The organism is Marinibaculum pumilum, from assembly GCF_042646425.1.
GTDB lineage: Bacteria > Pseudomonadota > Alphaproteobacteria > Ferrovibrionales > Ferrovibrionaceae > Marinibaculum > Marinibaculum pumilum.
In genome coordinates this window covers 701,066-719,851 of sequence record NZ_JBHRTR010000028.1, presented here as the reverse complement: position 1 = coordinate 719,851, position 18,786 = coordinate 701,066, and the positions used below count along the sequence as shown (strand labels likewise).

Genomic DNA, 18,786 nt, shown 5'->3' with positions numbered 1-18,786 from the left:
GGGGGGGCGCGGGCCCCGCCGCTGAAGCGGCGGCCTGCGGTCGCGCGGCGGCATCCGGGGCGGCCGGCAGGGCCAGCGCGATCAGCCCGCCGATCACCGCCAGCGCCAGCAGCAGGTACAGGATCACGTCGACCGGGAAGTCGCCCAGCAGCGCACCGGCGCCCAGATTGGCCAGGATGAAGGTCACCGATCCCCAGAGCCGGATCCGGCCATAGTCCAGGTTCCAGGCATAGACATGCAGCATGGTCAGGTTGTCAGCCAGCGGCACCAGCGGGCCGAAGACCAGGCCCAGCCAGACCGACACGATCAGCAGCGGCCAGAAGCCGGTGACCAGGGCGAAGGCCGCCAGGGCGGCGACCGACAGCCACATGCCGGCGACGATCGCCTGGCGCCGCAGGCCGCTGCGGTCCACCCATGGCGCCACCGCCGGCATCGCCAGGCGCAGCCAGACCGGGGCCGACAGGACCAGGCTGAGCGCGGCCGGGTCCAGCCCCTGCGCCTTCAGCCAGACCGGCCAGAACGGAAGCTGCACGCCGATGAAGGCGAAGATGGCGCCGTAGAAGGCACCCAGGCGCAGCGCGGTGCCCCGCGGCGCGCCGAGCGGCGGCATGGCGGCAGGCGGCGGGCTAGAGTTCGGCGACATCCACCTCCTGCCCCAGCAGCACCCGGCCGACGGTTTCCAGAACCGGCTGGGTGACCATGACATGCTGGGTGGCGGTGTTCACGTCGCGCAGGCGGCGCTGCAGCGGATGGCTGCGGAACACGGCATTGCCGCCAGCCAGGCGGTACATCCGCCCGGTCACCGCCTCCGCCGTGCCGGTGGCATGGACCGCTGCCAGCCGCAGCCGGGCACGATGGTCGACGGTCAGTTCGCCGGCGCCTGTTTCGGCAGTGTCCCAGGCCTCCGCCACGACGGCCTCGATCAGTGCGAGCGCCGCCTGCCATTCCGCCTCGCAGGCGGCAACCTCCGCCTGCACATGCGGCCGTTCGGCCAGGCTGCGGCGGGAACCCTGCGGCCGCTTCGCCTGCGCCAGCGCCTTCAGGTCGGCCAGCGCACCGGCGGCGATGCCCATCGCGACCGAAGCCACGCCCAGCGCCAGCAGGCCGAAGATCGGGAAGGCATAGAGCGGCGTGTCGACCATCGGCCGGCCGCCGGTCAGGGAGAGGCTGTGGCCGGCGGGCACCGCGATATCGGCCACCTCGATATCGCCGGAGCCGGTGCCGCAGAGCCCGGCCGCGTCCCAGGTGTCGTGCAGCCGCGCCTGGTCCGCCGGAAACAGGAACAGCCGCATCTCCGGCCGCCTGCCGGCCGATGCATCCCGCGCCTGCCGGTCGTCCGGCGCCACCAGCGCACCGCCCAGCAGCCAGCGGCAGTTGGCGCTGCCGGAGGCCCAGGGCCAGCGGCCGGTGAGGCGATGGCCCGCCGCGCCGTCCGGCCGGGCGCGCCCGAACGGCGCATAGACGCCGCCGACGATCGGCGGCCCGCCTGCGCCCGGACCGCCAGTCGCCGGCGCGAAGATCCGCGCCGCCGCGTCTGGCGGCAGATAGGCGGCCGTCAGTGCCGAGGTCGAGGCGATCATGGCGCACCAGCCGGTGGCGCCATCCGCCTGGGCCAGGGCGCGGATCGCTGCCAGGGCGTGCGCCGGCGGCACTTCCGGCCCGCCGCAGGCCGCCGGCAGGAACAGATGCATCAGCCCGTCGGCGGACAGGGAAGCCGCCAGATCCGCCGGCAGGCGGCGCGCGGCCTCGATCTCCGGCGCGCGGGCGGCGATATCCGCCGACCGCAAGGCGGCAGCGGCGACCGGGTCGGGCCAGCTTGCACTCATGACATTCCCCCAGCAGGCCGGCATGTTGGCAGACGGCCGTGACTGCCTTCTCCGGCGTTCTGGCCTATGTTCAACACCGGAGCGGGACGCCGCAACAGCACGGACGGCCCCGGTGCGGCGCGCATGGCGCGGGGCCGCATCCGGCGGGCAGAGGGACGGCACGGATCGCAAGGCTTGGCATGAACCGGATCTATTTCGCCTATGGCATGAACATGGACTTCGCGGCGATGGCGAAGCGTTGCCCGGCGGCGCGCTGCCTGGGCCTGGCCCGCCTGCCGCGGCACCGATTCGGCATCAACCGGCGCGGCGTTTCCACGGTCCTGCCCGACGATGCCGGCTGCGTGCATGGCGTGCTCTGGGCGCTGACCCGTGCCTGCGAGGCATCGCTGGACGGCTATGAAGGGGTGTCCGTCGGCCACTACGCGAAGCACGACCGGCCGGTCCTGGCCATCGCAGCGGATGGCGAGCGGGAGCGCCGCGCCCTGGTCTACATCGCCACCGACCAGCGCCCCGGGCCGCCCAGGCAGCCCTATTTCGACACGGTCCGCGCCGCCGCCGGCGCGCATGGCTTTCCGGCAGACTATCTGGCGGCCCTCGATGCGCTGCGCTGACCGCGGCCGGTGCGGGACGGGGGACCGCTGATGGACTGGGCGCAGCTGCTGTCGCCCCGGCGGTTCACGCATCCCGCCGCCACGGAGCCGGTGACCGCCGCCCGCAACCCGTTCCAGAAGGACTGGGACCGGGTCGTCTTTTCCTCCGCCTTCCGGCGGCTGCAGGACAAGACCCAGGTCCATTCCCTGCCGGAGACCGACTATGTCCGCACCCGGCTGACCCATTCGATGGAGGTCTCCTCCGTCGGCCGCTCCCTGGGCGCCGCGGTGGGGGAGACGGTGCTGCAGCGCCAGCCCGACATCCGCCACCAGGGCGGCCCTCTGGATGCGGTCACGGCGGCGGAATTCGGCCATATCGTCTCCGCCGCCTGCCTGGCGCATGACATCGGCAACCCGCCCTTCGGCCATTTCGGCGAGGCGACGATGCAGCACTGGTTCGGCCGTGGCGCCGGCGCGGACCTTCTGTCGCCCCTGCCGGCCGCACAGGCACGCGACTTCGAGGCGTTCGAGGGCAATGCCCAGGGTTTCCGGGTGCTGACCCGTCTGCAGGGCTGGAAGGGGGCCGGCGGCCTGCGCCTGACCTGCGCCACCCTGGCGGCATTCATGAAATATCCGCGTCCCGCCCTGCTCGAACCGGCGAATGCCGCAGACCCGGGCGATTGCGCCCTGAAGAAGCACGGCTTTTTCGCCGCCGACCGCGACAGCTTCGCCGAGGTCGCGGCGGAGGTCGGCCTGCCGCCGCGCCCCGGCGGCGGCTGGGGCCGGCACCCGCTGGCCTATCTGCTGGAGGCGGCGGACGACATCTGCTACCGGGTCGTCGACTTGGAGGATGGCTACAAGCTGGGCCGCATTCCCTTTGAGACGGCGGAGGAACTGCTGCAGCCGCTGGTCGGCGGCTTCCCGCCGCGCTACCGGGAGATCGACGAGCCGTCGCAGCGGCTCGCCTATCTGCGGGCGAAGGCGATCGGGCAGTTGATCGACGACGCCACCTCGGTCTTCCTCGACAACGAGGCGGAGATCCTGGCCGGCCGGTTCCGCGACGACCTCGTCTCGCTCACCCCGTCGGCGCCGGTGCTGCGGCAGATCGAACAACTGACCCGCGAGCGGATCTTCCAGACCCGTGAACGCTACGAGGTGGAGATCGGCGGCGCGGAGATCCTCGAAGCGCTGCTGGCGGCAGCCACCGATGCAATGGTACAGACCGAGCGCGGCGAACGGTTGTCGCCGCGCTCGGAAGCGCTGATGCACCTGCTGCCGGACGGGGCGGCGCAGGGCGCAGTCGACCGGTACGAGGGGCTGCTGCGGGTCACCGACTATGTCTCCGGCATGACCGACTCCTACGCCCTGGCGACCTTCCGGCGGCTGAAGGGGCTGATCCGGCTCTAGCTGGAGCCACCCGCCGGTCGCTGCGGCGGTTTGCCGGACTGGCGGCCGGCCGGCGGGGCTGCTTTCATCACGGGACCGCCAGCCGGCGGCGCGGAGGGACCATGCAGATCGACTATTTCTTCACCTGCGCATCGCCCTGGAGCTTCCTGGGGCTGGCGCCGCTGCGAGAGACGGCCCGCCGGCACGGCGCCGCGATCGTCTGCCACCCTGTCAGCTACGGCACGATCTTCCCCGCCACCGGCGGCCTGCCGCTGCCGAAGCGCGCGCCGGAGCGCCAGGCCTACCGCCTTGTCGAACTGCGGCGCTGGCGCGCCTTCCGGGAGGTGGATCTGGTGCTGGAGCCAAAGCATTTCCCGGTGGACGATTCCCTGGCGAACCGGACCGTGCTGGCGGCGCGGGAAGGCGGCGCCGATGCCGAGAAGGTGCTGGACCTGGCGCATTCCTTCCAGGCCCTGCTCTGGCTGGAGGATGGCGACCTGTCCGCCCTCTCCACCCTGGCCGGGCGCGCCAACGAGCTGGGCCTGGACGGCGCCCATCTGGTCGAGCAGGCCGCGACCCCGGAGATCCAGAGCCTGTACGAGAAGGAGACCCAGGCCGCGATCGCCGCCGGCGTCTTCGGTGCACCGACCTACATGCTGGGCGGCGAGCTGTTCTGGGGGCAGGACCGGGTCGATTTCCTGGACCGCGCGCTCGAGCAGCGCGGCGCGGCCTGAGCGGAGGCGGCAATGCAGGCGATGCCCCCGCGCATCCTGGTCGGCGACGACAACGAGACCTTCCGGACAGTCACCGCCGCCCTGCTGCGCAGGGAAGGCTATGACGTCGACCTGGCCGATGACGGCCGCGCCGTGGTCGAGGCGATGGCCGCGCGGGACTACGACCTGGTGCTGCTGGACGTCTCCATGCCGGGCCTGAACGGGCTGGACACGACGCGGGAGATCCGCCGGCTGCCGCCGCCGCGCAGCGGCGTCCCGGTGCTCGCCGTCACCGCCCATGCCATGCCGGGGGACCGCGAACGCTGCCTGGCCGCCGGAATGGACGACTACCTGACCAAGCCGATCCTGCCGAAGGACCTGCTGGCCATCGTGCAGCGCTGGATGCGGCGCCATCCGCCGGGCGCCGGCAATGCGCAGGCGGCGGGCGACGACGACCCGATCGACGATTTCGCGCTGACCCTGCTGGCCGAGCAGACCGATCCGGAGATCCTGCCGAGCCTGGTCGGCACCTTCGTCGCCGAGGTACGGACCCGCGGCCCCAAGATCGCCGACGCCCTGGCGGCCGAGGACTGGCAGACCCTGGAACGGCAGGCGCATGCGCTGAAGAGCGCCTCCCATTCCTTCGGTGCGCGCTATCTGGCCCGCGCCCTGGAAGGGATCGAGGCGGCCTGCGCCGCCGGCGATACCGACCGCGCCCGCCTGCTGGCGCAGACCGTGCCGGAGCTGGCCGATGCGGCGGTCGAGGCGCTGATGGCGCGCTACTGAGCTGCCGGCGCGCGGCGCCGGCGGTTTGCCCCATCAGTTTGCATCGGGGGGCAGCCCGCCCTAGATGAAACCGCAAGGGGCGCATCAGACCCCCGCCCAAGGCCATGGCTGCGACGGACTGCAACGAAAAGCCCGGTCGCGACCATGCGCGTCACCGGGGCGGAGGCTTGCATGACGACGCATCTGGAAGGCGCGGTCGCCGCCCATTACGGCCGTCCCGGCCTGCTGGACACGATCCTCGCCGGGCTGCGCGCCGCCGGCGCCGATCCCGACCATCCCACCCCAGAGGACCTGGCGCCGGTGGACGAGTTCCACACCGCCGGCAGGGCCACCACCCTCTGGGCCCTGTCGATGCTGCCGCTGGCGGCCGGCATGCATGTCCTGGATGCCGGCTGCGGCATCGGCGGCACCGCCCGGACCCTGGCCACCCACTATCGCTGTCGTGCAACCGGGCTGGACCTCACCCCCGACTATGTGGAGACGGCGCGCGCCCTGACCGGCCGGATGGGGCTGTCGTCGGTCTGCGACTTCCACCACGGCAGCGTCACGCAGATGCCGTTCCGCGACGGCGCCTTCGACGCCGCGGTGACCTTGCACGTCGCAATGAACGTCGCCGACCGCGACGCCTTCTACGGCGAGCTGGCGCGGGTCCTGGCGCCGGGTGCGCCGCTCTGCCTGTTCGACGTGATGAAGGGGCCGGGCGACGGCATGCGCTATCCGGTGCCCTGGGCGGAAACGCCGGACACGAGCGTCCTGCATACGCCGGCGGAGACCCGCATGCTGCTGGACGCCGCCGGCTTGTCGGTGACGGCGGAAGACAATCTGCGCGCCTTCGCGATCGAGTTCTTCCGCGTCGCCTTCGCACGGGCGCAGGCGGCCGGCGGCCCACCGCCGCTGGGCCTGCACCAGCTGACCGGGGCCAATGCGGCGGAGAAGTTCGCCAACTATCTCGCCGCGCTGGAGGACCACCAGATCGAGCCGGTGATGATGGTGGCGCGGAGGGGCTGAGGACCGGTCAGCCCTGCCTGAGCGGCGCGAAGAAGGCGCGGATATCGGCGACCAGCGCCGCCGGCTGCTCCCAGGCGGCGAAATGGCCGCCGGCCGGCATTTCCGTCCAGCGGGTGATGTTCGTGTAGAGCCCTTCGCACCAGCTGCGCGGCCGGCTGAGGATCTCCTTCGGGAAGGCGGCGATGCCGGCCGGCACCGTCACCGGGCCGTCACCCGCCATGCCGCCGAAGCTCTCCCAGTACAGCCGGGCGGAGGAGGCGCCGGCCCGGGTCAGCCAGTACAGCATCACATTGTCCAGCATCTCGTCGCGGTCGAGTGCGTTCTCCGGATGCCGGACGCCGTCGCGCGCGCAGTCTGTCCAGGCCCAGAGCTTCTCGACGATCCAGGCCATCTGGCCGACCGGAGAATCCACCAGGCTATAGCCCAGGGTCTGCGGCCGGGTGGCCTGCTGCTTCGAATAGCCGGAATCCCAGTCGCGATAGTGCTTCGCGGCGGCGAGGGCGGCCTGATCGGCTGCGCTGGGTGCCGTCTTCGCCCTCTCGTCCGGGCGGCCCAGCGGCATGTTGGTGTGGATGCCGATGCAGGCGCCGCCGCGCCGGCCGAGCGCGGTGGTGACGGCGGCCCCCCAGTCACCGCCCTGGGCGCCGTAGCGGTCATAGCCCAACCGCGCCATCAAGGTGTCCCAGGCGGCGGCGATCCGTTCCACTCCCCATCCGGCAGCCGCCGGCTTGCCCGAAAAGCCGTAGCCCGGCAGCGAGGGGCAGACGACATGGAAGGCATCCTCCGCCCGGCCGCCATGGGCGACCGGATCGGCCAGCGGCTCGACGACATGCCGGAACTCCGCGACCGAGCCGGGCCAGCCGTGGGTGATCAGCAGCGGCAGCGCCCCTGGCTCGGCCGAGGGCCGGTGGATGAAATGGATGTCGAGGCCGTCGATCTCCGTCAGGTATTGCGGGAACCGGTTCAGCGCCGTTTCCCGGGCCGGCCAGTCATAATCGTCCGCCCAATAGCGGGCCAGGTCCTGCGCATAGGCCAGCGGCACGCCCTGGCTCCAGTCGTCGACGGTTTCCGGCTCCGGCCAGCGGGTGGCGGCCAGCCGGCGGCGCAGGTCGGCCAGCTCCGCCTCCGGCACGGCGATGCGGAACGGGCGGATCGTGGCGCTGTCGTTCATCTCTGGCTCCCCTCCGGCGTCGTCGTCGCGCCGATCCTGCATCCGTAGGCGTCGTTTGCAATCAGGCCGGCCGGGGATGGAACGTTTTGCCAGCCGGTGATCGACAGGAGGCCTGTCATGTCGAAAAGCGAGATCGCTACCCTCTCGAGCAGCTTCCAGATCTCGATCCCCAAATCGGTCCGCAGCGCAATGGACTGGAATGCCGGGCAGAAATTCGCCTTCATCCCCTAGGGCAGGAGCGTGCTCCTGGTCCCGGTCCCGGAACTCGACGACCTGCCGGGGCTGGCGCGCGGCGCGGACCCGCGGGGCTATCGCGACCGGGACGACCGGTACTGATGCCTCCGGCGGCATTTCGAGGGGTTGGATGGCGTGCTACTGATCCCGAAGAAGATGCCTGGCTGACCAGGGCGGCAGGCCCCCTTCAGCGCGACGCTGCGGCCGGATCACCACGCAAGCGCCGTCACGATTGACGGGAGTTGTCACCCCCCAAAGCTCCCAGACGAACGGCTCCGCTGCGACCCGGTTGCCAGGAGAGGAACGAGCGCATGGCCAATTCCATCCGCATTATCGGCGGTTCGGCCCATCCGGCATTCGCCGCGCAGGTCTGCGCTCATCTGGACGTCGCCATCTGCAAGACCAGGCTGACCCGCTTCTCCAACGAGAACCTGATGGTTCAGATCATGGAGAATGTCCGCGAGGCCGATGTCTTCGTCATCCAGCCGTCCTGTCCGCCGGTGTCCGACGGGATCCTGGAGCTGCTGATCACCATCGACGCGCTCCGGCATGCCTCGGCGCGGCGGATCACGGCGGTGCTGCCCTATTTCCCCTATACGCGGTCCGACAAGAAGGACAAGCCGCGGATCTCGATCACCGCCCGCCTGATGGCCGACCTGCTGGAGACCGCAGGCGCCGACCGTGTCCTGACGATGGACCTGCATGCCCCGCAGGTGCAGGGCTTCTTCCGGGTCCCGGTCGACCAGCTGAAGGCCGCGCCGATCCTCTGCGACCATCTGCGCGGCACAAGGAACCTGGAGAACTACGTCCTGGTCGCCGGGGATGTCGGCGAGGCGAAGGAGATCGGCGGCTATGCCAACCGGCTGAACCTGCCGATCGCCATCGTCGACAAGCGCCGCGACGGCGATGACGAGAAGCCGCGCGCGGTGCACCTGATCGGCGACGTAAAGGGCAAGCGGGCCTTGATCGTGGACGACGAGATCGCGAGCGGCGGCACCCTGATCGAGGCGGCGGCGTTCGTGCTGGACCGGGGCGCCGTCTCCGTCGAAGCCGCCGCCGTGCATCCGGTGCTGTCCGGCGATGCCACGGCGCGGATCGCCGCCTCGCCCCTGTCCTCCCTCGTCGTCACCGACACGATCCCGATTTCCCCGGCAAAGCATATCGACAGGATCGAGATCTGCTCGGTCTCGCAGCTGTTCGCCAGTGCGATCCAGGCCATCCACACCGGCTCAAGCATCTCCAGCCTGTTCCGCTGACGACCGGGACTTCGCCCGCGGCGATTCCGCCCAGCCCAGGACGAAGACGGTCAGGGCCGGCAGGAAGGTCAGGGTGACCAGGGTGGCGCCCAGGATGCCGAACATCACGATCGCGCCCACGCCGCGATAGAGCTCCGTCCCGGCGCCGGGCACCAGCACCAGCGGCGCCAGGCCGCAGATCGTCGTCAGCGAGGACATGGCGATCGGCCGCAGCCGCGAGTCCACCGCCTCGCGCACCGCCGCGCGGGCATCCGCCGCGCCGTCGCGCAGCCGGTCCATCGCGGTATGCACCAGCAGGATCGGGTTGTTGACCACGGTGCCCATCAGGATCAGGAAGCCCAGCATCGTGATCATGTCGAACGGCTGGTGGATCGGCTGCAGCCCGAATGCCGGCAGGGCGGCGCCGGCGAGGTTGAGCAGCGCCAGCCCGACGATGCCGCCGGCGATGCCCAGCGGGATCGTCGCCATGATCAAGAGCGGCCAGCCCCAATGGGTGAAGACCGCTACCAGCAGCAGGTAGATGATCGCCACCGCCACCAGGTAGTTCTGCGACAGCGCGTCCCTTGTGGCGTCCAGCTGGTCGCTGGCGCCGGAGATGTCGATGGTCACGCCGGCGGGCACCTGGCCGCTCTCGCGCAGATGCGCCACGATTTCGTCCCGCACCCGCTGCACGCCGGTCTCCAGCGGCACGTCCTGCGGCGGGATCACGTTCAGGGTGACGGTGCGGCTGCCGTCCAGCCGCCGGATCACGCTGGTGTCGACCGTCTCGACGATCCGCGCCAGTGCCGACAGCGGCACCGTGGTCCCGTCGCCGGTCAGGATCGGCAGGTCGCCCAGCCGGTCCAGCGCGATGCCCTTGCCCTCGCCGCCGGCCACAGCCGCCGCTGGGGCCGCACCCGGCGCGCCGCCGCTGTAGAAGAAGATGTCGATCTTGTCGTCGTCCTGGAAGAACTCACCGGCATAGGCGCCGTCGGTCAGGGCGGCGGCCAGGAAGCCGATCTCGCCGGCATCCAGCCCCATCTCCGCCGCGCGCCGCCAGTCCGGCCGCACCTCCACCAGGGGCTGCGACAGCGACAAAGTGGGCGGATTGGCCTGCACCCGCGGATTGTCGAACACCTCCTCCGCCCGGCGATAGGCGGCCGCGGCGACGGCATAGACCTCCGCCAGGGCCGGGCCGGAGATGTCCAGGTTGACGCTGCGGGTGCCGCCGTCATTGCTGGTGATGATGGAGCCGCGGGCGGCGAAGGCGCGCATGCCGGGCCAGCTCTCGTACCAGGCGGTCAGGGCATCGGCGAGCGCGTCGATCTGGTCGGGATCCACCGTCTCCGCGATCACGCGCAGGCTCTGCGGGGCGATCCCGAGATTCAGATAGGCCAATGGCGGCACCGCCGTCTCGCCCGCCTCGAAGGCAGCCGGATCGCCGCCGACGAAGGGCAGGAAGCGGTCCTGCAGCGCCATGCCGATCCCGGTCATGGTCTCCAGGTTGTAGCCGGGCGGCGCCGTCATCGAGGCGAAGATCTTCGGCTCCTCGCCCTCCGGCAGGTATTCCGCCGGCGGGGTCAGCACCAGGATCACGAAGGCGCTGGCCGCCGCGGTGCCCAGGATCACCGCGATCCGGCGCACCGGCCCCGCGATCAGGGCCTCGATGCCGCGCGCCACAGCTCGGCCGAGGCGTGCGCCGAGTCCGTCTTCGCCGCCGCGGGGGGCCAGTTCCACCCGTGCGGCCGCGGTCGGCACCAGCGCCACCGCCACCAGCATCGACGCCAGGACCGAGGCGGCGACCGCGATGGCGATGTCGGAATAGATCTGCCCGGCCTCCTCCTCGATGAAGACGATCGGCACGAAGACCAGGATCGTGGTCAGGGTGGAGGCCATGACGGCCGGCCAGACCCGGGCCACCCCCGCCACCGCGGCGCGCAGCCGGTCGCGCCCCTGCTGGCGCTCGCGGGTGATGCTCTCCAGCACCACGATCGAATTGTCCAGGGTCATGCCGATCGCGAAGGCGACGCCGGCCAGCGAGATCACGTTGATCGTCCGCCCCGCCAGCAGCAGCCCGAGGAACGCCGCCAGGGTGCAGAGCGGGATGCCCATCACCCCGACCAGGGTGGCCGGCACCGAGCGCAGGAACAGGAACAGCACCAGGGTCGCCAGCACCGCGCCGATGCCCAGGTTGATCCAGACATTGCGGACCGACGCCTCGACATAGACGACATCGTCGGCGGTCAGGTCGATCCGCATGCCGGCCAGGCGCAGCACCTCGGCGTCGATGCGGGCGACCGCCTCCTGCATTGCCTCCTTGATGGCGATGACGTTGGAGCCGCTCTCGCGCCGCACCGACAGGCTGATCACCGGCTGCCCGTCGACGAAGTTCCGCTCGCGGATCTCGTAATGGCCGAGCGCAACCTCCGCCACCTCTTCCAGCCGGATCACCGTATCGCCGCGCTGCGCCACGATCATCCGGCGCAAATCGTCCAGGTCGTCGAAACGGCCGATGGTGCGCAGCAGGTAGCGCCGCTTGCCCGCCTCCAGTTCGCCGCCGGAGATGTCGCGGTTGCGGGCCGCCAGCGCGTCGCGCACCGCAGCTACGGTCAGGCTGCGGGCCGCCAGGCGGTCGGGGTCCAGGCGCACCTGCACCTGCCGCTCCGCACCGCCGCCGACGCCGACCCGGGACACGCCGGGCACATTCTCCATCCGGGAGCGGACCTCGTCGTCCACGAAGTCGCGCATCATGTTCATGTCCAGCCCGCGCGGATTCCCCGCCAGCGGCGAGACCCGGTAGTACATGAACGAATTGGCGGAAAATGAGGTGGCGTAGATCCGCGGCTGGTCGACATTCTCCGGATAGGAGGGCACCTGGTTCAGGGCGTTCGACACCTCGATCAGCTTGTCGGTGATGTCGGTGTCGAAGGGGAATTCCAGCTCGATCTCCGCCGTGCCGGAGGAGGCGGTGGCCAGCAGGCGCTGCAGGCTGGGGATGGTGCGGAGATATTCCTCCTGCTCGATCAGGATCTCCTTCTCCACGTCCTGCGGCGTGGCCCCCGGCCAGGAGGTCAGGACGGAGATCGTGCGCACCTCCAGGTCGGGGATCATCTGCACCGGGATGCGCAGGGCCGCGACGGCGCCCAGGACCGCAACCACCAGGACGGCGACCGTCATCAGGGTGCCGCGGCGGACGATGGCCTCGAACATCGGTCGGTCGCGTCGGGTCAGCCGCCGGCCGGCGGGCCGGAGGAGCCGGACAGGGGCTCCGGCGCCGCTTCGCTGGCCGGTGCCGGGCCGGTCTCGCGGATCCGCACCTGCTGCTCCGGACGCAGACCCTCATTGCCGTGGACGACCACCTGCGTGCCCGGCGGCGGACCTTCGCGCAGTTCCACCAGGCCGTCGAACTGCAGGCCGGTGCGGACCCGCTGCTCGCGGACGGTGGCAGCATTCTCTCCGTCGGCCGGCTCCACCACCCAGAGGGTGACCCGTCCGTCCGGATGCCGCAGCAGGGCGTCGCGCGGCACGACCGATCCCGTTGCGCCGGTCTGCGGGCGCAGGTCGAGGGTGGCCGACATGCCGGGCACCACACCCATGTCCGGCGTCAGGTCGGGCACGACCCGCAGCACGGCACTGCGGCTGCGCGGATCGCTGACCGGCACCAGGGTGCGGATCCGGGCGGGCACTTCACGGCCCGGCAATGCGTCGAAGCGCGCCATCACAGTGCTGCCGGGGCCGATTCGCGGCATCACGTCCTGCGGCACGGGCGCGTCGATCAGCAGGCCGTCGACGGCGACGAGGTGCATCAGGCTATCGCCCGGCTCGACCCATTCGCCGAGTTCCGCGTGGCGCTCGGCGATCACGCCGGCAAAGGGCGCCCGCAGGTCGTGACGGTCCAGGCGGCCGGCCTCGTAGGCGGCCTCCGCCTCCAGCCGGGCCAGGCGATGACGCGCCATCCGGACGACGGCGGCGCGGGTGTCGACCTCGTTCTCCGGCAGGCTGCGCCGTTCCGCCAGGCGCCGCCCGACCTCCAGCCGGCGGTTGGCTTCCGCCAGGTCGGCCTCGGCCTCCCGCACGGCGGCCTGTGCCTGGTCCAGGGTAAGCCGTTCCAGGTCGCGGTCCAGCTGCAGCAGCAGGTCGCCGGCGGCGACCCGGTCGCCGATCTCCACGTGCAGCGCCTGCACCAGGCCGGCGATCGCGGGCGACAGCTCCGCCCGGCGCGGCGACGTCAGGCTGCCGCTCAGGGCGACCGGGCGGACGATCGGCGCCTCGCGCACCTCGACCACGTCGACAGGCGCCAGGCGCTCCTGGCCGCGTTCCTGCGCGACGGCAGGCGCCGCGAGAAGCGGGGCTGCAAGGATGAGGGCAACCGCACCGGCGGCCGCCATGCGGAGCCTGCTGGACATATCGGAAAGCGGATATGGACCGATATGTCCGGCAAGCAAGCCGGAAGGCGGTGCGTCACGCCCCGAAGCCCGAGGTCAGGCGACCTCTTTGAGCACCGTGCCGATGGTATCGATGATCTGGTCGATCTGGCCCTTGCTGATGATCAGCGGCGGCGACAGGGCGATGATGTCGCCGGTGGTGCGGATCAGCACGCCGGCGTCATAGCAGCGCAGGAAGGCGTCGAAGGCCCGCGCGGTCGGCTTGCCGGGGATCGATTCCAGCTCGATGCCGCCGATCAGGCCCAGGTTGCGCAGGTCGATGACATGCGGCGCGCCCTTCAGGGAGTGGATGCCGTCCGCCCAGTAGGGCGCCAGCTCGTCCGCCCGCTCGAACAGCCCCTCCTCCTTGTACTCGTCGAGGGTGGCAAGGCCCGCCGCCGCGGCGACCGGATGGCCGGAATAGGTATAGCCGTGGAACAGCTCGATCATGTTCTCCGGCCCGTCCATGAAGGCGTCGTAGATGGTCTTCGAGGCCATCACGGCGCCCATCGGCACGGTGGCGTTGGTTAGCCCCTTCGCCGTCGTCATCAGGTCGGGCACCACGTCGAAATATTCGGTGGCGAAGCCGCGGCCCAAACGGCCGAAACCGGTGATCACCTCGTCAAAGATCAGCAGGATGCCGTGCCGGTCGCAGATCTCCCGCAGCCGCTTCAGATAGCCCTTCGGCGGGATCAGAACGCCGGTGGAGCCGGCCACCGGCTCCACGATCACCGCGGCGATGGTCGAGGCGTCATGCAGCGCCACCAGCCGCTCCAGGTCGTCGGCCAGTTCCGCGCCATGCTCCGGCTCGTCGCGGGTAAAGGCGTTGCGCGCCGGGTCGTGGGTGTGGCGGATATGGTCGGTGCCCGCCAGCAGCGGGCCGAACACGGCCCGGTTCTTGACGATGCCGCCGACCGAGATGCCGCCGAAGCCGACCCCGTGATAGCCGCGCTCCCGCCCGATCAGGCGGGTGCGGGTGCCCTGGCCGATCGCCCGCTGGTAGGCCAGCGCGATCTTCAGCGCGGTGTCGACGGATTCGGAGCCGGAATTGGTGAAGAAGACATGGTCCAGCCCCTGCGGCATCAGCGCCGACAGGCGCGCCGCCAGCTCGAACGCCTTCGGATGGCCCATCTGGAAGGCGGGGGCATAGTCCATCTCCGCCACCTGGTCCTGTACCGCCTTCACGATGCGGGGCCGGCCATGGCCGGCATTCACGCACCAGAGGCCGGCGGTGCCGTCCAGGATCTGGCGGCCGTCCGCGGTGGTGTAGTGCATATCCTTGGCGCCCACGAACATGCGGGGATTGGCCTTGAACTGCCGGTTCGCGGTGAACGGCATCCAGAAGGCTTCCAGGTTGTTGGCGAAGTTCGCGTTCGCCGCCTCCGGCATCGACATGCTGCCACTCCGTCCTGACGCGCCACCGGGCGGACCTCCGCCCCCGGCGCCTGCATTGAGGTTGATCCCCGCCCGCAAAGGCGCGAAAAGCAAGCGCGCACTATAGGGGAGCCCCCCGAAGGCCGGCAATCGCTGCCTGCGGGGCCATTTGCAGGGGAGGAAGGCGATGAAGCTGGCCACGTTCGCGATCCAGGACCGGACGAGCTACGGGATTGTCACCGGCGGCCAGGTCGCCGATTGCGGCGCCGCGCTCGCCGCCGCGCTGCCCGACCTGAAGGCGGTGATCGCCGCCGGCGCTTTCGACCGGGTCGCCGCGGCCGCGGCCGACGCCCCGAAGCTGCCGCTGGACGGCGTCACCCTGCTGCCGCCCATCGGCAATCCGGACAAGATCGTCTGCGTCGGCCTGAACTATGCCGACCACCAGGCGGAGATGGGCAAGTTCCCGGCCGACGCCTATCCGGTGCTGTTCCTGCGGGTGCCCTCGTCGCAGGTCGGCCATGGCAGCCCGCTGGTCTGCCCGAAGCTGTCGGAGAGGTTCGACTATGAGGGCGAGCTGGCGGTGATCATCGGCAAGCCGGGCCGCCATATCGCGGAAGCCGAGGCCCTGTCCCATGTCGCCGGCTATTCGATCTACAACGACGGCAGCGTGCGCGACTTCCAGCAGCACACCACCCAGTACACGCCGGGCAAGAACTTCAAGGCCTCCGGCGGCTTCGGCCCCTGGATGGTCACCGCGGACGAGATCCCGGACCCGCATGCCCTGCACCTGACCACCCGCCTGAACGGCGAGGTGCTGCAGGATGCCGACACCTCGCTGATGATCCACAAGATCCCGAAGGTCATCGCCTATATCTCGCAATGGGCGGAGCTGCTGCCGGGCGACGTGATCTCGTCGGGCACGCCGGGCGGCGTCGGCGCCTCCCGCAAGCCGCCGGTCTGGATGCGCCCGGGCGACGTCGCGGAGATCGAGGTGACCGGCATCGGCACCCTCAGCAACCCGGTTGTTGCAGAGGACTGAGCCGCGGCCAGGGACGATCCTTCCGATGGACCTGTTCCCGCTGCTGCGGCCGCTGCTGGCCGCCCTGCCGCCGGAAACGGCGCATGCCCTGACCCTGCCGCTGATCGCCCGGCTGCCGCCCCACCGGGCGGTGCCGGGGCGGGCCGACCCGATCCTGGCGCAGCGGATCTGGGGGCTGGACTTTGCCAACCCGCTGGGCACCGCGGCCGGCCTGGACAAACATGCCCAGGCCTGCGACGGCGTGTTCGGCCTGGGCCTGGGCTTTGCCGAGGCCGGCGGCGTGACGCCGGAGCCACAGCCCGGCAATCCGAAGCCGCGCGTGTTCCGGCTGGCGGCGGATGCCGCGCTGATCAACCGCATCGGCTTCGCCTCCGTCGGCCGCGAGGTCTTCGCCCGGCGCCTGGCGCGGCGCGGCCGGCACGGCCCCCTTGGCGTCAACCTGGGGAAGAACAAGACGTCGGAGAGTGCCGCCCGCGACTATGCCCTCTGCGCCCGCGCGGTTGCCGCCGATGCCGATTTCCTGGTGATCAACATCTCGTCGCCCAACACCGCGGGGCTGCGGGAATCCATGCAGTCCGCCGACGCCGTGGCAGAAGCCGTGGCGGCGGTGCGGAATGCAGTCGCCGAAAGCGAACTCGGGGGCCGCCGGGTGCCGATCCTGGTCAAAGTCTCCCCCGACCTGACGGCGGCGGACGAGGCAGCGATCGTCGAGGCGGTGCAGGCGACCCGCCCCGACGGACTGGTGGTCGGCAATACGACCCGCCGCCGGCCGCCGGAGCTGCGCAGCCCGCATGCGACGGAGGAAGGCGGGCTGAGCGGCGCGCCCCTTTTCGCCCAGAGCACGACCCTGCTGGCCCGGCTGAGGCTGCAGCTGGGCCCCGACCTGCCGCTGATCGGCTGCGGCGGCGTCGCCTCGGGCGCCGATGCCTATGCCAAGATCCGCGCCGGCGCCTGCCTGGTGCAGCTCTATACCGCCCTGACCTATCGCGGCCCCGCCCTGGTCCCCGCGATCCTGCTCGACCTCGCCGCCCGGCTGCGCGCGGACGGGCATGCCCGGATTTGCGATGCCATCGGCCGCGATGCCGCTGCGATTGCCCGCGGCGAAACCCTGTGACCCGCCGGTTTCCATCACGATTTTCGGCCACGGCCTGTGTCGCGATGGACGGAAGCATCGCGGTTCGCTAAACAAGAACCGCTGAATTCCGGCAGGGGGATGCCGGAATCGCATCTCCGGACCTGGCGGCATTCGACGCCCACCGGGAACCGGCACAGCGGGGCTGGGACGGATGCCAGCTGGCAGGGACAGATGCAGGACCGGCTGACGCATGAGGCGATCTGGCTGGCCGTGGACCGGCTGGCGGAACGGACCGGCTGCTCGCCGTCCGGCCTGGCGCGGCGCGCCGGCCTCGACCCGACCACCTTCAACCGCAGCAAGCGCGTGTCGCCGAACGGCAAGCCGCGCTGGCCCTCGACGGAGAGCCTGAGCAAGGCGCTCCGGGCCAGCGGCCTGGGGCTGGAGGATTTCCTGCAACTGGTGCGGGAAGAACCGGCGGCACCATCCGGCCGACCCCGGTTCCGGACATTGGCGGCCGATCCCGGACGGCTGGCGCTCGCCTTCGATTCCGACGGCCGGCCCAGCGGCACCGGCTGGTACGAGACGCCGGTCCCGGACCTGGACGACCCTGACGCCTTCTGCCTGGAGATCTTCGACGACCGTTTCCGGCCGGTCTATCGTCGCGGCGACCGGATCCTCGCCTCGCCGCGCGCGCCGATCCGGTCCGGGGACCGGCTGCTGATGCGGATCAAGGACGGCCCGCTGGTGGCCCGCCAGCTGGACTGGATGTCGGAGCGGCGGATTTCCGTCATGCCGCTCTCGCTGGCCGGCCCGGTGGAGGAATGGCCGCTGGACGCGGTGACCTGGCACGCCCGCATCGTCCAGTCCTGGCACTGACCCTGACCCTGCACCTTCCCCTGGCGCCCCGGCCCGACCCTCCCGCTCTCCTGCCTCCGCTGCGACCATCTGTTCGACCTGCGCAGGACAGCGTCTTTATGTATGCTGCAACAAGAATCGTCGCGGCCGGCCGGTCATGGCCGGTCCGGGCGATCTGCAAACGGGCTGTCAGGCAGGCGAGTCAGGAGGTCGGGCAACAGGCATGAGCGCTCTGTTCTACTACGATGGGCAATGGACCGACGAGAACCCGAAGCTGACCGGTCCGGCCGACCATGCCTTCTGGATGTCGACCGTGGTGTTCGACGGTGCACGGTCGTTCGACGGGCTGGCGCCGGACCTGGACCTGCATTGCGAGCGGGTGGTGCGCTCCGCCCGCTCGATGCTGCTGGATCCGGAGGTCGATGCGGACCGCATCGCCGAGCTCTGCCGCGAGGGGATCCGGAAATTCCCCAAGGCGGCGCAGCTCTATATCCGGCCGATGTTCTTCGCCCGCAACGGCTTCGTGATGCCGGAACCGGGGTCCACCGACTTCACCCTGATGCTGCACGAGGCGCCGCTGCCGGAGCCGACCGGCCTGAGCTGCGCGGTCTCCCGCTTCCGGCGGCCGGCGCGCGACATGGCGCCGACCGATGCGAAAGCCAGCTGTCTCTATCCGAACAGCCAGCGCGCCCTGCAGGAGATGCGCGAGCGCGGCTTCGACTCGGCCGTGATGCTGGACGCCAATGGCAATGTCGCCGAACTCGCCACCGCCAATATCTGGCTGGTCCGGGGCGGCATGGCCGTGACCCCCGCCGACAACGGGACCTTCCTGGCCGGCATCACCCGGGCGCGGGTTGCCGATCTGCTGCGCAGCGCCGGGATCACCGTGGAGGAGCGCGCCGTGACCGTGGACGACCTGAACGCGGCCGACGAGATCTTCACCACCGGCAATTACGGCAAGGTGATCCCCGTAACCCGGTTCGAGGCGCGCGAGCTGCAGCCCGGCCCGGTCTTCCGCAAGGCACGGGAGATGTACTTCACCTATTCCGAGTCCTGCCCGGTGATGTGAG

General features: G+C 70.9%; 17 protein-coding genes. 10 read left to right on the top strand and 7 right to left on the bottom strand.

Annotated elements, in window-relative coordinates; all coding sequences use genetic code 11:
• The coding region (locus tag ACFOGJ_RS15895) for an MFS transporter (protein ID WP_379902123.1) at nt 1-643 on the bottom strand (643 nt) is incomplete at its 3' end.
• Complete coding sequence (locus ACFOGJ_RS15890) at nt 627-1,826, bottom strand: acyl-CoA dehydrogenase family protein (protein WP_379902121.1); 1,200 nt, start codon at nt 1,824-1,826, stop codon at nt 627-629. The genes ACFOGJ_RS15890 and ACFOGJ_RS15895, both read right to left, overlap by 17 nt.
• 179 nt (nt 1,827-2,005) lie before the next feature.
• Between ACFOGJ_RS15890 and ACFOGJ_RS15885 the strand changes: the two genes are divergently transcribed.
• The 5 genes from ACFOGJ_RS15885 to ACFOGJ_RS15865 all read left to right on the top strand — a co-directional run bounded on the left by ACFOGJ_RS15885 (nt 2,006) and on the right by ACFOGJ_RS15865 (nt 6,309).
• Nucleotides 2,006-2,437, top strand: a complete 432-nt coding sequence (locus tag ACFOGJ_RS15885) for a gamma-glutamylcyclotransferase family protein (protein ID WP_379902119.1) — start codon at nt 2,006-2,008, stop codon at nt 2,435-2,437.
• A 30-nt stretch (nt 2,438-2,467) separates the two neighbouring features.
• Complete coding sequence (locus tag ACFOGJ_RS15880) at nt 2,468-3,823, top strand: deoxyguanosinetriphosphate triphosphohydrolase (protein ID WP_379902117.1); 1,356 nt, start codon at nt 2,468-2,470, stop codon at nt 3,821-3,823.
• A gap of 101 nt (nt 3,824-3,924) precedes the next feature.
• Nucleotides 3,925-4,536 (top strand): 2-hydroxychromene-2-carboxylate isomerase, encoded by a 612-nt coding sequence (locus tag ACFOGJ_RS15875; protein WP_379902115.1) that lies wholly within the window; start codon nt 3,925-3,927, stop codon nt 4,534-4,536.
• A 12-nt stretch (nt 4,537-4,548) separates the two neighbouring features.
• Entirely contained in the window at nt 4,549-5,301 is a 753-nt protein-coding gene (locus ACFOGJ_RS15870; RefSeq protein WP_379902113.1) for a response regulator, read from the top strand.
• Nucleotides 5,302-5,472: 171 nt separating this feature from the next.
• Entirely contained in the window at nt 5,473-6,309 is an 837-nt protein-coding gene (locus ACFOGJ_RS15865; RefSeq protein WP_379902111.1) for a class I SAM-dependent methyltransferase, read from the top strand.
• A gap of 7 nt (nt 6,310-6,316) precedes the next feature.
• Here ACFOGJ_RS15865 and ACFOGJ_RS15860 read toward each other — a convergent pair whose 3' ends face one another.
• Both ACFOGJ_RS15860 and ACFOGJ_RS15855 read right to left on the bottom strand, forming a co-directional pair.
• Nucleotides 6,317-7,480, bottom strand: coding sequence for an epoxide hydrolase family protein (locus ACFOGJ_RS15860; protein ID WP_379902108.1), 1,164 nt, complete (start codon nt 7,478-7,480; stop codon nt 6,317-6,319).
• Nucleotides 7,477-7,704, bottom strand: a complete 228-nt coding sequence (locus ACFOGJ_RS15855; protein ID WP_379902106.1) for a hypothetical protein — start codon at nt 7,702-7,704, stop codon at nt 7,477-7,479. The genes ACFOGJ_RS15860 and ACFOGJ_RS15855 overlap by 4 nt, the downstream gene beginning before the upstream one ends.
• A gap of 321 nt (nt 7,705-8,025) precedes the next feature.
• Here ACFOGJ_RS15855 and ACFOGJ_RS15850 point away from each other — a divergent pair, with 321 nt between their 5' ends.
• Complete coding sequence (locus ACFOGJ_RS15850; protein ID WP_379902104.1) at nt 8,026-8,970, top strand: ribose-phosphate diphosphokinase; 945 nt, start codon at nt 8,026-8,028, stop codon at nt 8,968-8,970.
• On the opposite strand, the gene ACFOGJ_RS15845 is transcribed toward ACFOGJ_RS15850, so the two are convergent.
• The 3 genes from ACFOGJ_RS15845 to ACFOGJ_RS15835 form a co-directional block, all read right to left on the bottom strand.
• Nucleotides 8,944-12,159, bottom strand: coding sequence for an efflux RND transporter permease subunit (locus ACFOGJ_RS15845; protein WP_379902102.1), 3,216 nt, complete (start codon nt 12,157-12,159; stop codon nt 8,944-8,946). The genes ACFOGJ_RS15850 and ACFOGJ_RS15845 overlap by 27 nt on opposite strands.
• 17 nt (nt 12,160-12,176) lie before the next feature.
• The gene (locus ACFOGJ_RS15840; RefSeq protein ID WP_379902100.1) at nt 12,177-13,337 is read right to left on the bottom strand and encodes an efflux RND transporter periplasmic adaptor subunit; all 1,161 of its coding nucleotides are present in this window, start codon (nt 13,335-13,337) and stop codon (nt 12,177-12,179) included.
• Nucleotides 13,338-13,430: 93 nt separating this feature from the next.
• Nucleotides 13,431-14,768, bottom strand: coding sequence for an aminotransferase class III-fold pyridoxal phosphate-dependent enzyme (locus ACFOGJ_RS15835; RefSeq protein ID WP_449288589.1), 1,338 nt, complete (start codon nt 14,766-14,768; stop codon nt 13,431-13,433).
• Nucleotides 14,769-14,934: 166 nt separating this feature from the next.
• On the opposite strand from ACFOGJ_RS15835, the gene ACFOGJ_RS15830 reads away from it, so the two are divergent.
• From ACFOGJ_RS15830 to ACFOGJ_RS15815, 4 genes are all read left to right on the top strand, one after another.
• Entirely contained in the window at nt 14,935-15,786 is an 852-nt protein-coding gene (locus ACFOGJ_RS15830; RefSeq protein WP_379902098.1) for a fumarylacetoacetate hydrolase family protein, read from the top strand.
• 25 nt (nt 15,787-15,811) lie between these two features.
• On the top strand, nt 15,812-16,900 hold the full coding sequence (locus tag ACFOGJ_RS15825; protein ID WP_379902096.1) for a quinone-dependent dihydroorotate dehydrogenase: 1,089 nt from the start codon (nt 15,812-15,814) through the stop codon (nt 16,898-16,900).
• A 192-nt stretch (nt 16,901-17,092) separates the two neighbouring features.
• Nucleotides 17,093-17,737 carry a LexA family transcriptional regulator gene (locus ACFOGJ_RS15820; RefSeq protein WP_379902094.1) on the top strand — a complete coding sequence of 215 codons (645 nt, stop codon included), beginning with the start codon at nt 17,093-17,095 and terminating at the stop codon, nt 17,735-17,737.
• A 202-nt stretch (nt 17,738-17,939) separates the two neighbouring features.
• A complete protein-coding gene (locus tag ACFOGJ_RS15815; protein WP_379902092.1) occupies nt 17,940-18,785 on the top strand; it encodes a branched-chain amino acid aminotransferase in 846 nt (281 codons plus the stop codon).
• Nucleotide 18,786 lies beyond the last annotated feature (1 nt).